This window comes from Burkholderia sp. A2, assembly GCF_001729305.1.
GTDB lineage: Bacteria > Pseudomonadota > Gammaproteobacteria > Burkholderiales > Burkholderiaceae > Burkholderia > Burkholderia sola.
Genome location: NZ_LZXX01000125.1, coordinates 295 through 13,329, shown reverse-complemented (window position 1 = coordinate 13,329; position 13,035 = coordinate 295). Strand labels below are relative to the sequence as shown.

The 13,035-nt window shown below is 67.1% G+C and carries 14 protein-coding genes and 1 pseudogene; 5 read left to right on the top strand and 10 right to left on the bottom strand.

Going from position 1 to position 13,035, the window contains the following annotated elements; all coding sequences use genetic code 11:
- Positions 1 to 9: 9 nt before the first annotated feature.
- The 5 genes from A9Z05_RS28000 to A9Z05_RS27980 all read right to left on the bottom strand — a co-directional run bounded on the left by A9Z05_RS28000 (position 10) and on the right by A9Z05_RS27980 (position 3,099).
- Complete coding sequence (locus A9Z05_RS28000) at positions 10 to 537, bottom strand: cupin domain-containing protein (protein WP_006489904.1); 528 nt, start codon at positions 535 to 537, stop codon at positions 10 to 12.
- Positions 538 to 571: 34 nt separating this feature from the next.
- Positions 572 to 1,342, bottom strand: a complete 771-nt coding sequence (locus A9Z05_RS27995) for an SDR family oxidoreductase (protein ID WP_069620949.1) — start codon at positions 1,340 to 1,342, stop codon at positions 572 to 574.
- Positions 1,335 to 2,405 (bottom strand): aromatic ring-hydroxylating dioxygenase subunit alpha, encoded by a 1,071-nt coding sequence (locus tag A9Z05_RS27990; RefSeq protein WP_069620948.1) that lies wholly within the window; start codon positions 2,403 to 2,405, stop codon positions 1,335 to 1,337. Before A9Z05_RS27990 ends, A9Z05_RS27995 begins: the two co-directional genes overlap by 8 nt.
- A 63-nt stretch (positions 2,406 to 2,468) precedes the next feature.
- Positions 2,469 to 2,780: a recombinase-like helix-turn-helix domain-containing protein gene (locus tag A9Z05_RS27985; protein WP_069620947.1), complete on the bottom strand. Its 312-nt coding sequence runs from the start codon at positions 2,778 to 2,780 to the stop codon at positions 2,469 to 2,471.
- 1 nt (position 2,781) lies between these two features.
- Positions 2,782 to 3,099 carry a non-heme iron oxygenase ferredoxin subunit gene (locus A9Z05_RS27980; RefSeq protein ID WP_006489883.1) on the bottom strand — a complete coding sequence of 106 codons (318 nt, stop codon included), beginning with the start codon at positions 3,097 to 3,099 and terminating at the stop codon, positions 2,782 to 2,784.
- A gap of 434 nt (positions 3,100 to 3,533) precedes the next feature.
- Here A9Z05_RS27980 and A9Z05_RS27975 point away from each other — a divergent pair, with 434 nt between their 5' ends.
- The gene (locus tag A9Z05_RS27975) at positions 3,534 to 4,613 is read left to right on the top strand and encodes a porin (RefSeq protein ID WP_069620946.1); all 1,080 of its coding nucleotides are present in this window, start codon (positions 3,534 to 3,536) and stop codon (positions 4,611 to 4,613) included.
- A 107-nt stretch (positions 4,614 to 4,720) separates the two neighbouring features.
- Here A9Z05_RS27975 and A9Z05_RS27970 read toward each other — a convergent pair whose 3' ends face one another.
- The 5 genes from A9Z05_RS27970 to A9Z05_RS27950 all read right to left on the bottom strand — a co-directional run bounded on the left by A9Z05_RS27970 (position 4,721) and on the right by A9Z05_RS27950 (position 9,114).
- The gene (locus A9Z05_RS27970; protein WP_069620945.1) at positions 4,721 to 5,614 is read right to left on the bottom strand and encodes an IclR family transcriptional regulator; all 894 of its coding nucleotides are present in this window, start codon (positions 5,612 to 5,614) and stop codon (positions 4,721 to 4,723) included.
- Positions 5,615 to 5,891: 277 nt separating this feature from the next.
- Positions 5,892 to 6,371, bottom strand: coding sequence for a type 6 secretion system effector deamidase TecA (gene tecA, locus A9Z05_RS27965; RefSeq protein ID WP_069620944.1), 480 nt, complete (start codon positions 6,369 to 6,371; stop codon positions 5,892 to 5,894).
- A gap of 318 nt (positions 6,372 to 6,689) precedes the next feature.
- Positions 6,690 to 6,896, bottom strand: a complete 207-nt coding sequence (locus A9Z05_RS27960) for a hypothetical protein (RefSeq protein WP_069620943.1) — start codon at positions 6,894 to 6,896, stop codon at positions 6,690 to 6,692.
- Positions 6,897 to 7,201: 305 nt separating this feature from the next.
- Positions 7,202 to 7,801 (bottom strand): alpha-ketoglutarate-dependent dioxygenase AlkB, encoded by a 600-nt coding sequence (locus A9Z05_RS27955; RefSeq protein WP_176730258.1) that lies wholly within the window; start codon positions 7,799 to 7,801, stop codon positions 7,202 to 7,204.
- 167 nt (positions 7,802 to 7,968) lie between these two features.
- Positions 7,969 to 9,114, bottom strand: coding sequence for a metallophosphoesterase (locus A9Z05_RS27950; protein WP_069620941.1), 1,146 nt, complete (start codon positions 9,112 to 9,114; stop codon positions 7,969 to 7,971).
- Between A9Z05_RS27950 and A9Z05_RS38480 the strand changes: the two are divergent.
- The 4 genes and pseudogenes from A9Z05_RS38480 to A9Z05_RS27930 form a co-directional block, all read left to right on the top strand.
- Positions 9,044 to 9,430: pseudogene (locus A9Z05_RS38480) on the top strand (hypothetical protein); the annotation flags it as partial. The gene A9Z05_RS27950 and the pseudogene A9Z05_RS38480 overlap by 71 nt on opposite strands.
- 619 nt (positions 9,431 to 10,049) lie before the next feature.
- Positions 10,050 to 10,343 carry a hypothetical protein gene (locus A9Z05_RS27940; RefSeq protein ID WP_069620939.1) on the top strand — a complete coding sequence of 98 codons (294 nt, stop codon included), beginning with the start codon at positions 10,050 to 10,052 and terminating at the stop codon, positions 10,341 to 10,343.
- Entirely contained in the window at positions 10,340 to 11,389 is a 1,050-nt protein-coding gene (gene mdtN / locus A9Z05_RS27935; RefSeq protein WP_069620938.1) for a multidrug transporter subunit MdtN, read from the top strand. The genes A9Z05_RS27940 and mdtN overlap by 4 nt, the downstream gene beginning before the upstream one ends.
- A partial coding sequence (locus tag A9Z05_RS27930; RefSeq protein ID WP_256122112.1) for an FUSC family protein occupies positions 11,370 to 13,035 on the top strand: 1,666 nt, incomplete at its 3' end. The genes mdtN and A9Z05_RS27930, both read left to right, overlap by 20 nt.

Below are 13,035 nucleotides of genomic sequence, written 5' to 3'. Positions count from 1 at the left end.
GGCTCCGTCTCAACGCTTGATCTTCGCGAGCGGCGAATCGGGCGGATACGTCGGCGTGATCGGCTTCGACGAACCGAGCATCACGCACATCAGCGCGTCTTCCTCGCCGATGTTGATTTCCGTTCGATATACGCCCGGCGGCACCGAGATCAGGTCGCGCTCGCCGAGGATCGCTTCCCAGGTCTCGCCGTCGCGCTCGCAGATCACTTTCATCTTGCCGCGCAGCACGAAGAAGATTTCCTCGACGTCGATATGGATGTGGCTCGGGCCAATGTTGCCGGCGGGGATCACCATCGTCGAAAACGTGAAGTTGCCGGCCGGCACCGTGTTGACGTCCTTCGCGACGCCCGTGCCGCCCGTGCCGACGTAGCGCATCTGCGCACGGCGGTACTTCGGGTCGTAGTCGGCCTGGAACTTCAGTGCGTCCCAGTCGTAGCGCCGCGTCGCATAGCGCGCGACGCGCCCTTCCATCCAGTCGTTGAAGCTTGCGCCTTCCGGCTGGTCCCACGACTTGCGTTCGAGATCGGCGTCCGCCATCGTCCTCTCCTTCATTCCGAGTGAAAACTTCAAATCAGTTCATTACGAAGCCGCCGTTCACCGGCAGCAGTTGACCCGTCACGAAGCGCGCGCCGTCCGACAGCAGGAACAGCACGGGGCCCGTCACGTCGTCGGGCACCTGCGCGCGCGTGAGCGCACGGCCCTGCAGGTAGAACGCATGGCGCTCGGCGGGCACGTAGGCCGTCGCCTCGACTTCGGTCAGCCCCGGCGCGATCGCGTTGACCGTCACGCCGTGCGCGCCGAACTCGCGTGCCTGCGCATGCGTCATCGCGATCACCGCGCCCTTGCTCGCGACGTACGCGAGCAGCTTCGGCGCGCCCCACAGCGCGGTGTCCGATGCGAGGTTCACGATCGCGCCGCGGCCCGATTGCGCGAGGTGCGGGAGCGCCGCATTGCTGACGAGCCACACACCGCGCACGTTCACGGTCATCACGGCATCCCACGTCGACACGTCGAGCTCCGTCGAGAGCTTGCCGCCGGAGTTCGTAATCGCCGCGTTGTTGATCAGCGCGTCGATGCCGCCGAGCGCCGCCGCGCCCTGTGCGACGAACGCGTCGATGCTGGCCGGATCGGCGAGATCGAGCGCGAAGAAATGCGCGGTGTGGCCGGCTTGCGCGAGCTGCGCGGCCAGCGCGCGGCCCTCGTCGACCAGCACGTCGCCGAACGCGACCTGTGCGCCCGCTTCGACCAGCGCCTTCACGAATGCGGCGCCGAGACCACGCGCGCCGCCCGTGACCAGCACGCGGCGACCGGGCAGCGCCACGACCGGAGCGAACTCAGCCATTCGCGGGCTCCGAAGCGGCGTGGGCCGCGCGATGCGCGTCGAGCGCGGACAGATGTTCCTGCGCACGCTGGCGCAACATCCGGCGCACACGCGTGATGCCGACGTCGTGCTGGTACAGGTATTCGTGATCGCGCGCCTGCGGCGCGAGGCTTTCGAGGACGTAGCGATCCTGCTCGAGCACGTCCCAGTGCAGGCCCTCGAGGCGGTTGCGGTACATGAAGCGCCACACGTCGCGCTGCCAGCCGCCGACCTTGCGCGTACGCCAGAAGTAGACCTGACAGTTGTCGCCGTCGACCGGCGTCGCGAAGCCGATGATCCCGAAATTGCCGCCGGGACCGAACTTCTGCTTGTACGGAATCGCGAGGCGCATCCACAGGCAACCCGTTTCGCCAAGTTCGACCCAGTCGAAGTTCACGTCGCGCTGGCCGATCTTCTCGAACATCAGGCCCGTTTCCGTCTTGCGCACGCGCATGTCGGCCTGCTTGTCGCCTTCGGCCATCGAGTGCGACGTCGCATGCAGATACGCGCCGTGCATCGGGTCCATCACGTTGTCGATCGCATACTGGTAATTGCACTTCCAGTTCGACACGCACAGGAAGTGCGCGTACTCGTCGGCGACCAGTTCTTCCGGCAGGTTCAGCGGCGCCGGCTCGCCGTGCGCTTCGTCACCGAACCACAGGAAGATCGCGCCGGCCTTCTCTTCGACCGGATACGACTTCACGCACTTCGTGCCTTCGAGCGGACAGTTCGATACGGCCGGCACGCGGTTGACCGTGCCGCCGCCGTCGACTTCGATGCCGTGATACCAGCACGCGATGTTGCCGCCGAGGTTCCAGCCGAGCGACAGGCGCGCGCCGCGGTGCGGGCAGCGATCTTCCAGCGCGTGGACCTTTCCTTCGTGATCGCGCCACAGCACGATCTGCTCGGACAGGCGCGTGACGCCGACGGGCGCGTTCGACACCTGCCAGCTTGGCGCGACGGGATACCAGTAGTTCTTGATGCCGCGGTCGAGGTAATCGCGGACTGGGTCGTGTTGGGTTTCGTGTTGTACGGGGGACGTCATCAGTGTGCTCCGGATGCGGTTGTCGTCGGATCGGCGCTCAGGCGCGCGGCGCGGTCGCTGCGTTCATTCCGCCAGCGAGGCCATTTCGGCGCGGAAGCGCTCAGGTGTCCAAACCGTGCCGTCCGGTGCGCGAAAACCGATGCGGTTCAGGCCCGCGACGACGTCTTCCAGTTCGGTCGCGCCGCTCTCGAACACGCGTTCGAGCGCATCGCCGAGGTCGTTCTCGTACTGCGTCGGCTCGGCCTTGCGGTTCTGCCAGACCTGGTTCTCGACCTGGCCGGGGATCTCGATCCGCCCCTTGCCGGCCACGTTGTTCGGCTGCGGCGCCACCCACGGCTTCAGGAAGGGATTGAAATTGACGGTCGCTTCTTTCATGTCACTCCACCTTGATCTGGATTTCTTCACCGGCGAGGCGCACCGCGTACTGCTTCAGCGCACGCCCGCCCGGACCCTTCAGGCATTCGCCCGTCTTGATGTCGAACACGGCCTCGTGCAGCGGGCATTCGACCGTGCCTTCGTCGACGAAGCCCTGCGTCAGCAGCGCGTACGCATGCGGGCACACGTTCTCGAGCGCATACACGTCGTCGCCGACGCGGTAGATCCCGATTTCCACGCCGTCGGTCCGCTTGAACTCGATCGGCGTGTCTTCCGACAGTGCGCCGGCGTGACCGGCGCAAATCCATTGCTCAGACATCTCGCACCCTTCCTTCTGATCCACTCTTGATTTGTTCCATATCCGGAACAGCAGTTTATCGATGGTGATTATAGGAGCGACCTTCCACGAGTAAAACAAAAAGCTGCATGTCCTAGGGAAAACACCGACCGGCAGGTCGACCTGTCCCTCCACTTACCCTATCCAATGTGATTTTTTGTTTTACGACGGGTATTTATCGACTGTTTCGAGACATGACGCCGCGCAGGCTGGTCTCCGGACGGCATCCATCCGTCCCGAAAAATTTATTTTTGATCCGGCGTGCGACACCTCTATACTCCATTCCATCAAAGGTACGTTGTTCCTTATATGGAACACAAGAATGCCCACTCGGCGATGAACATGCGCGACGGCCGGCCGTGCCTGCGCAGGCCGTCACAACACGTATTCATCAGGTTGGAGAGTCAGGAGACGAAATGGTCAAGCATGCGGTAGCAGCGGCAGTCATCGGAATGGGCGCCGCGTCGGGCGCGTGGGCGCAAAGCAGCGTGACGCTGTACGGCAGCATGGACGCGGGTGTCGCGTACGTGAACAACGTCGGCGGCCACGCGAAGTGGGCAATGATCCAGGGCAATACGCAGCCCGACCGGTGGGGCCTGAAGGGCAAGGAAGATCTCGGCGGCGGGCTGTCGGCGATCTTCCAGCTGGAAAACGGCTTCTATACGAACAACGGCCAGTTCGCGACCGCGAACACGATCTGGAACCGCGCGGCGTTCGTCGGCCTCGGCTCGGAGCGCTACGGCACGCTGACGCTCGGCCGCCAGACGCCGTTGACGTTCGACTATCTCGATCCGCTCAGCACCGCGTACCTCGCGCTGAGCTGGTTTGCGTTCCATCCGGGCAACATCGACGGGCTCGCCGCGACCGGCAACGTACCGTACAACAATTCGGTCAAGTACCGCTCACCGACGTTCGCCGGTTTCTCGGCCGCGGCCACGCTCGCGCTCGGCAACACGACGAACTTCTCGACCGGCAAATCGGTCGGCGTCGCGCTGAACTACGCGAACGGGCCGTTCAAGGCGTCGGCCGTCTACTCGAACGAGCACGACCGCTCGATCCTGATCGGCCAGACCGGCATCACGTCGTTCCAGGGGCAGAACACCGCGAACGGCTACCTCGCGAACAAGGTCGAGAACATCGGCGCGGGCGCGTCGTACCAGATCGGCGACTTCCTCGTGCATGGCCTCTACACGCGCGTGAAGATGCAGTCGAACGGGTTTTCCGACACGTTCCAGAGCTACGACGCGGGCGTGAACTACCGCAGCAGCGCGTTCAACACGATCGCGGGCGGCGCGGCGACCACGACGCTGGCCGGCCGCCGCTGGACGCAGGTCGAACTCGGCGACATCTACGCGTTGTCGAAGCGCACGCAGTTGTATGCGAACGTGCTGTATGAACACGGTTCGGGCGGCGCAAAGGCTGCGTTCTTCACGGCCGGCGTGTCGAGCACCGCGAACCAGGTGATCGTGCTGACCGGGATTCATCACTCGTTCTGAGCGCGTTCAGGCACCAGGCTTCGACGCCCGAAAACGACAAGAGCGGCCCGCGGGCCGCTTTCTTCGTCTGGGATGCCGCGCGCCGCGGCCGGTACGACGCGCACGCGTCAGAACATCGCGACCTTGTGGCGCGCATGCGCGAACGTCGGATCGCTTTCGAGCGGACGATAGTTCAGCCGTTGCGACAGGTCGACCGCCGCGCCGCACACGGCTTCGACGAGCCGCTCCTTCTCGCCGGCGTCGCCGATCTCCGAGCGCGGCACCGTCGCAGTGATCGCCGCGACGATCGAACCCGAATGATCGCGCACCGGCGCGGTCACGGCCGAAATGCCGCTCTCGAATGCCGCCTCGCTGACCGCGTAGCCGAGCCGTGCGTAATGACGCACGCGTTCGTACAGTTCGTCGACGGTGCCGGGCGTGCGCTCGGTGAACCGTTCGAGTTTCTTCTCCGGGTAGAGCTGCCGCAGCGCATCGCGCGTCAGGTCGCCCATCAGCACGTGGCCATGCACGGTCGCATGCGCGGGCAGGCGCGTGCCGACGTGCACCTTCACCGAACCGAACATCGACGTATTGCTCTGCGCCTTCGCGACGAACACCACGTCGCGCTGATCGCGGATCAGCAGGTGCGTCGACAGGCCGGTCGAATCGCGCAGCCGTTCGAGCACGGGCGTGCCGAGATCGGTCAGTTCGAGCGAATTCAGGTATTCGAAGCCGAGCCGCAATACGCCGACGCCGAGCCGGAAATAGCGGTCGCCGTTCACGCGCTCGAGGAAACCGAGCGCCTCGAGCGTCTGCAGCAGGCGGAACGTGGTCGTGCGCGGAATGCCGATGCGCTTCGACAGCTCGGGCGCGCCGAGTACAGGCTCGCGCGCGGAGAATTCGGCGAGAATCCGCAGCCCGCGCTCGAGCCCCGGCACCAGATAGGACGAAGCGCCGCCCGACGACTCGTCGTCGCCGGGCGCCGCCGGATCGGGTGCACCGCTCATCGTTGTCTTGACCATGTGGACATGGACGGAAGGAAGTCAGTCACGAAACAGGTCGTCGATCGTCGTGGATATTCAGTCATGCTACCTCAGTGCGCGCGTGGGCTCGCACCGGCGCGCAGCGCCGCGACGCGGCATGCGCGCCCGCCGCCATCACACGTCATTCAAGGTCGAGAGGATAGCAGCGTTGGACGGCGCGACGCCATGCGGAAATCGCCGGACGGCCGGAAGGCGGCCGCGCGCGGCACGTGGTCGGGCGACGCTGGCCGGAGCGTGAGATTCGACGCCGGACAGCCTACAGGCGCGACAGATAGACGCGAATGGTCGTGCGGTCGTACGCAAAGCCGCCGGCCGGGTCCGGCTGCAGTACCCGCGTCAGATCGACCGGATGCAGCCATCCGGCGCCCAGCAAGCCACCGTTGATCCCGCGGATTCGGGTACCGCCGACGGCGATCGCGGCGTGAAAGACATTGGTGCCCCGCGCGAAGCCCACCGCGGTGCCCGCGGGAATGCTCGCGCGCCCGTCCCATTGATTGCCGGTCTCGAAGTTGAAGCGCGTCTTCCATAGCTGGCCGATCGTGTCGAGCAGCGCGCCCGGCGCGATCATCGCGTCGGCGCGCAGCAGATACCGGACATACGCCGCGGCGTCGTAGCAGACGCCGCCGGACACGTATTCGTCGATGTTCGCCATCCCGAACATCAACGCTTGCGCGTGTTTTTGCCGCTCGGCGACACCGGATTGGGCGACATGCCCGCCTAACTGGGTCAGTTGCACGGATAGCTCCTTTCAGGAAGGCGGGACGTCATCGTCTCGCCGGTGCGATAACGTCATATCTTATTACGATATGGCCGTGCGTTTTCCGGGCTTGCTCGCGCCGAACGCAGTGCGTACTTGCTCGGGGGCTCGCGAGCCCGCGTACAGGCTTTCGCCATGCGCGTCGCATCGTCGGCGCGAGGACAGATGGCGCGGCAAACGCGAGCGGACAGTCGCCTCTCGCCACCCGCGAAAAGCGAAAAATGGAAAGCAGTCAGGGAAGCACCGCCCGGTAACGGACGGCACGGAGGAAGACGATCCTCGGGCGGGATCGCCGCGTCAGGCCGTCACGGCGGCGTCATATTCGGCGCGGGCGAGCTGGCCGGCGGCGTATGCCTCGGCTTCGCCGCGAAAGCCTTCCCGGCTGAACGCCACGACTTTCACGCCGACGCCGGTCGCCCGCTTCACCGTCAGCGCCCATTGCCATCCGTCGTCTTGCTCGAAGACGTGCAGCGAGGGTGCGAAGGAAGGGTCGAGTACGGTCACGCGTTTTGCTCCTGCCCCGTTGCGCGCTGCGTCGGCCACGCACGGAGACATGTCGAAAGGGTCGCGCCGGCATGCCGACGCACTTCTGTCATTCGACAGTTTATTCAGGAATTGTTGCGACGCACCATCAGAGGTTTCACTCACCTATCGGAACCGCGTGGTCGATCGAATCTACCTGAAATCCATACGGGACGGGCCTCAGCGCCCGGTCGCGCCGTCCGGCATCGCGTTCGTGCGGCAACGCGCCGCACGCGCGGCCGATTGCTTGCGTCCACCTTTCGTGAATCAAAGAAACGGGGCGCGACCTATCCGCCCGCCATCGACACGCGCCGGAAGGTCAGGTTCACACGTTCGCCCTGCACGCCCGGCGCCTTCGGCACGCGGTGCTGCCATTCGGCCTGCGTGCGTCCGCGCATCACGAGCAGGCTGCCATGTACGAGACGGTATGCATGCGTGATGCCGATCGCGCGATGACGAAGATCGAACACGCGCATCGCACCGAGGCTCACTGACGCGATCACCGGCGCGTCGCCGAGTTCGGGTTCGTTGTCCGCATGCCAGCCAAGGCTGTCCAGCCCGTTGCGATAGCGGTTGAGCAGCACGCTGTTGAAACGCACGCCGCAGGTCGCCTCGACCGCCTGCTTCAGCTCGAGCACGGCCGGCGTCCAGGGCTCGGGGACGTTGCGGATCCCCGAATACACGTACACGGCATCCGGTTCGCCCTGCCACGCGGTGAGCCGCGGCAACGGAATGCGTCCGCGCGGCGTGCGGATCGTGTCCTGCCGCCACGCGACCTCGCCGATCAGCGCGGCCAGCGCGCGATCGGCGTCGGCTGGCGCAAGCCAGTCCGGGTACCAGTCCACGTCGGGCACGGGCGTGTCAGCGAAGAGATCGGGGGTCGACATGTCGGCAGGAACGGGCAAGGAACGGAGCGAAAAACGCATGTCTGCATACTAGCCAACGGCGCCGCGCGCCGCCATGCGCTGTCATTCGCCGCCGAAAGGCCGACAGGAAGCCGCCGTGCACCGCGAGGCGCGTTCGTATCGCGCGACGGCCGCCTCCCGGCCATCGGCTAGCCGCGCGTCAACCGAATCAGCGTGATCTCGGACGGCACGCCGAAACGGTTCGGCGGTCCCCAGTAGCCGGTGCCGCGGCTCGTATACAGCCACATGTCGCCGAAGCGGTTCAGCCCGCCGATCACCGGCTGCTGCAACCGCACGAACGGTGGCCACGGCAGGAACTGGCCGCCATGCGTGTGCCCTGACAACTGTACGGTAAAGCCCGCGCGGTTCGCCGCTTCCGCGCTGCGCGGCTGGTGCGCGAGCAGGATCTTCGTGCCGACGTCGCGCGGCGCACCCGCCAGCGCCTGCGCAGGGTCGCTGCGATGCGCGGGATCGAAGCCGCCCGCCGTGAAATCGGTCACGCCCGCGAGCACCGCGCGCGCGCCGCCGTGCTCGATCAGCACGTGCTCGTTGAGCAGCACCGTCAGCCCGATACGACGAAACTCGTCGATCCATGCATGCGCCCCCGCGTAGTACTCGTGGTTGCCCGTCACGAGGAAGCTGCCGTGCCGCGAGCGCATCTGGCCGAGCGGCGCCGTGTGTTCGCGCAGGCGCTTGACCGAACCGTCCACCACGTCGCCCGTCACGACCACCAGGTCGGCGTCGAGCGCATTGACCGCGCGCACGATCCGTTCGATGTAGGGCCGCTTGATCGTCGGCCCGACGTGGATGTCGGACAGTTGCACGATCGTCAGCCCGTCGAGCGCGGCCGGCAACCCGGCGACCGGAATCGACACGCGCTTGACCGCCGCCGTACGGCGCGCGCCGACGAACCCGATCGCGGTCGCGAGCACCGCGACCGCCAGCACGCCGAGCGCCGTGTCGGGCGCCGCGCGGCTCCATGCGCCGTCATGCCCGAGATGCCGCCACGCGAGCACGCCGAGCAGCACGATTTCGCGCAGGAACGTCAGCACCAGCAGCGACGAGAAGAAACCCATCGCGAGCGCGCCGGCCCAGCCGACCAGCGTCGCCGCCCACCCTTCGTCGAAACGGCGCGAGAACATGCCGACCGGAATCAGGATGACGAAACTCGCCAGCACGAGCGCCGCGATCGTGCGTGCGAGCGGCGACGCGAATGCGTCGGGAATGATCCGCATCCCGACGTACAGATGGAACAGCACGCCGATTGCAATGAACCGGACAAAGAAACTTCGCATGGAACGTTCACCTTCGTTGCAGTACCGCTTCCCCGACGCGCGTCGCGCGGGCCGTGATGCCCGGTGCCGCGCGTCGCGCCATATGCACGATGGTACACAGATCCCGGCCGCGACGACGGGTCGCGGCCGGCGGCGCAGCGCCGTGCGGCTTTACACGCCAATCGGCCATCCTCCCGCCGCCACGGCCATGCGCTTCGTTCTCGTCGACTTCAAACTTTTCACGCAGATCGCCGAAGCGAGCATCCCCACGTGCGCCACCGAACGCGCGCATTTGTCGCGGCCGGCCGCGATCATGCGCATCAAGCCCCTCGAGGAGCAGGTCAGCGTGGAACTGCCGAGCCTCACGAGCCAGGGCGTCACGCTGACCGCGCCGGGCGACACGCATGCGCGCGGCGTGCTGCGCCAGCTCCAGCAGCTGACCGGCAACCGGCAGGAACAGGCGTCGGGCATAAAAGGCCACGTACGCGTGTTCGCGAACACCACGGCGATGAGCGCGTTCCTGCCGAGCGTGCTCCGCCACTATCTCGTCGGCCGGCTCGTCGAGGATCCGCGCGGTCAGCGGGCCCACCGGATTTGCATGGGTCCAAGCGGCAATCGACGGTTTGCGCGCCGATTGCCGCTGCGTCGGCATGGCAAATTCCGCCGCGCGATTTCATCTGACGATCCTTTACAGTCCGTTAGCAACCCTACGCGAGCGGGTGCTGGCAAAATCGCGGCGGTCCGATCATCGCTGCCGACACGCGCTGCCGGATCGTCCGGCATGACTGACGACGCGGCCACGGCCAGCCTCGGCCGATGCGGTGAACATGCCGGATTGCTGGCGATCCGCATCGCGCTGATTTATGATCGCCTCCGTATCCTGGAATCGTCGTCGCGGCGACGATCCGCATTGCGCCGCGCCCGGCATCCACCCCCAACGTCGAGCTCGTCACACCATGAGAAAAACAACGCCGCGCGCGCCCCTGCGCGTCGCCGCCGTGCTGGCGCCCGCCCTGCCGCTCGCGGGCTGCGCATCGCGCGGCGCACCGTCCTACGTGCTGTTCGGCGCGTATTTCCCGCTGTGGCTCGTCAGCGCGATCGTCGGCATCGTCGGCGCGATCGTCGCTCACCGCGTGTTCGTCGCGACCGGCTGGGCCGCGACGGTGCCCTACCAGCTCGCCGTCTGCACCGCGATCGGGCTCGTGGTCGCCGTGATCGTCTGGCTCGCCGGCACGGGGCCGTTCGCATGAAGGCCGCCGGCATCGCCCGCCCCTCCGTCAAAGGCCGCGTGATCGCGCTCGCGATCGTCGCGCTCGGCATCGCGGCGCTCGCGTACGCGTACCATCGCACGACCGCCTATCCGTCCACCGACGATGCGTCGATCGACGCGGACGTCGTGCACGTCGCGTCGCCGGTCGGCGGCCGCATCGTGCAGCTCGCGGTGCATGAAAACCAGCGCGTCGCGAAAGGCAACCTGCTGTACGTGATCGATCCCGTGCCGTACCGGCTGAGCGTCGCGCAGGCGCAGGCCGACCTCGAACTCGCGCGCGCGTCGCTCGACACCCGCCGCCGTTCGCTGATCGGCGAGCGCTCGAACGCATCCGTCGCCGCCGAGCAGGTCAAGCGCGCGACGCAGAACTACGATCTCGCGACGCGCGACGTGAACCGGCTTGCGCCGCTCGCCGCGCAGGGCTACGTCAGCGCGCAGCAGTTCGACCAGGCGAAGGTGCGCCAGCGCGATGCATCCGTGTCGCTCGCGCAGGCGCAGGAGCAGCAGCGCGCGTCCGCGCAGACGATCGGCGACGACGCCGACGCGATCGCGACGCTGCATGCACGCGAAGCCGCGCTGGCCCGCGCGCAGCATGCGCTCGACGACACGGTCGTGCGCGCGCCGCACAACGGGCTCGTGACGGGGCTGAGCGTACTCCCCGGCGAAACCCTCGCACCGAACCAGTCGATCTTCACGCTGATCGACGCGAGCGAATGGTTCGCGGTCGGCAACTTCCGCGAGACGTCTCTCAATCGCATCGCGGTCGGCGACTGCGCGACCGTCTATTCGATGATCGACCGCGACCGGCCGATGACGGGCAAGGTCGTCGGCATCGGCGCCGGCATCGCGGACAGCGATCGCATCAACCTGCCGCGCTCGCTGCCGATCGTGCAGCGCTCGGTGAACTGGGTGCACGTCGCGCAGCGCTTCCCCGTGCGCGTGAAGCTCGACGAACCCGACGGCAAGCTCGTGCGTGTCGGCGCGAGCGCGATCGTCGAGGTCCGGCATGGCTCAGCCTGCCGCTGAGGTCCGCACGCCGGGCCCGCGCGAAGTCCTGCGGCTGCTCGCGCCGTTTCCGGGGCGCGCGGCCATGGCCGTGCGCGTCGCGCTGATCTGCGCGCTGACCGCGCTCGTGACGGCCGCATACGGCACGCCCGAAGCCGCATTGTCCGCGTACGTCGTGTTCTTCATGATCCGCGCCGACCGCGTCACGAGCGTCGTACTCGCGGCCGCGCTGCTGCTGATCGTCACGATCGTGATCGGGCTCGTGCTCGGCATCGCGATCTTCAGCATCGACTATTCGATCCTGCGCGTCGCATGCATGGCCGTGTTGTCGGTCGCCCTGCTGTACCTGACTTCCGCGAGCAAGCTGCGCCCGGTGGGCGCGATTCTCGCGATGATCGTCGGCTTCGGGCTCGACCAGCTCGGCCTCGCGCCGTTCGGCGAAGCCGCCACCCGCGCGCTGCTGTACATCTGGCTGACGATCGCGATCCCCGTCGGCGTCGCGATCGTCGTCAACCTGCTGGTCGCGCCGTCGCCGCGCAAGCTCGCGCACGCGCAACTCGCGAAGCGGCTGCGGCTCGCCGCGCGGCGACTGCGCGACGACGACGATGCACGCGCCGCGTTCGACGCGAGCCTGCGCGAAGGCGACAAGCCGTTGCTCACGTGGCTCAAGCTGTCGAAGCTCGAAGGCTCGTCCGACGTCGCGGATTTCGCGGCGCTGCGACAGGCGATCGCGTCGAGCACCGCGCTGATGGTCGACGTCGCGCTGGCCGATCGCGAACCGGAAGCGCGGCTGCCCGATGCGTTCGCCACGCCGATCGCCGCGACGCTCGACGACATGGCCGCCATTCTCGAACAGGGTGGCTACCCGGTCGACGTGACGCTCGCGCTGCCGCCCGCCGACGCGCTGCCGCCGCTCGCGCGCGTCGTCGCGACCGGTCTGCAGGCAACGATCACGCATTTTGCGGAGCCGGGCGCGACGGCCCCGACGGCCGATGCAGCGACGCAGGCTTCGGCCCAAGCAACGCCCGCCGCCCCTGCCGCCGCGCCCGAAGCGCCCACCGCCGCGCCGGTAGCGGCCCCACGCGGCGGCTTCTTCCTGCCCGACGCACGCACCAATCCCGACCACATCCGCTATGCGCTGAAGACGACAGCGGCGGCGATCTTCTGCTACCTGCTGTACTCGCAGCTCGACTGGTCGGGCATCCATACCTGCGTCGTCACCTGCTACATCGTGTCGCTCGGCTCGACGGCCGAAACGGTCGAGAAGCTCACGCTGCGGATCTTCGGCTGCATGATCGGCGCATTGCTCGGCACCGCCGCGCTCGTATTCGTCGTGCCGGCGCTGTCGTCGATCGGCGAACTGATGGCGCTCGTCTTCGCCGGCGCGTGGCTGTCCGCGTGGGTCGCGTTCGGATCGCCGCGCATCGCGTATGCGGGCTTCCAGATTGCGTTCGCGTTTTTCCTGTGCGTGATTCAGGGCGCCGGACCCGGCTTCGACCTGACGATCGCGCGCGACCGCACGATCGGCATCCTGCTCGGCAACGTCGTCGTGTATCTGGTGTTCACGCGCATCTGGCCCGTCAGCATCGGCAAGCAGATCGACGTCGCGTTCGCCGCGCTGCTCGACCAGTGGCGGCGCATCGCGCAGATCCCGCAGCCGGCCGAAC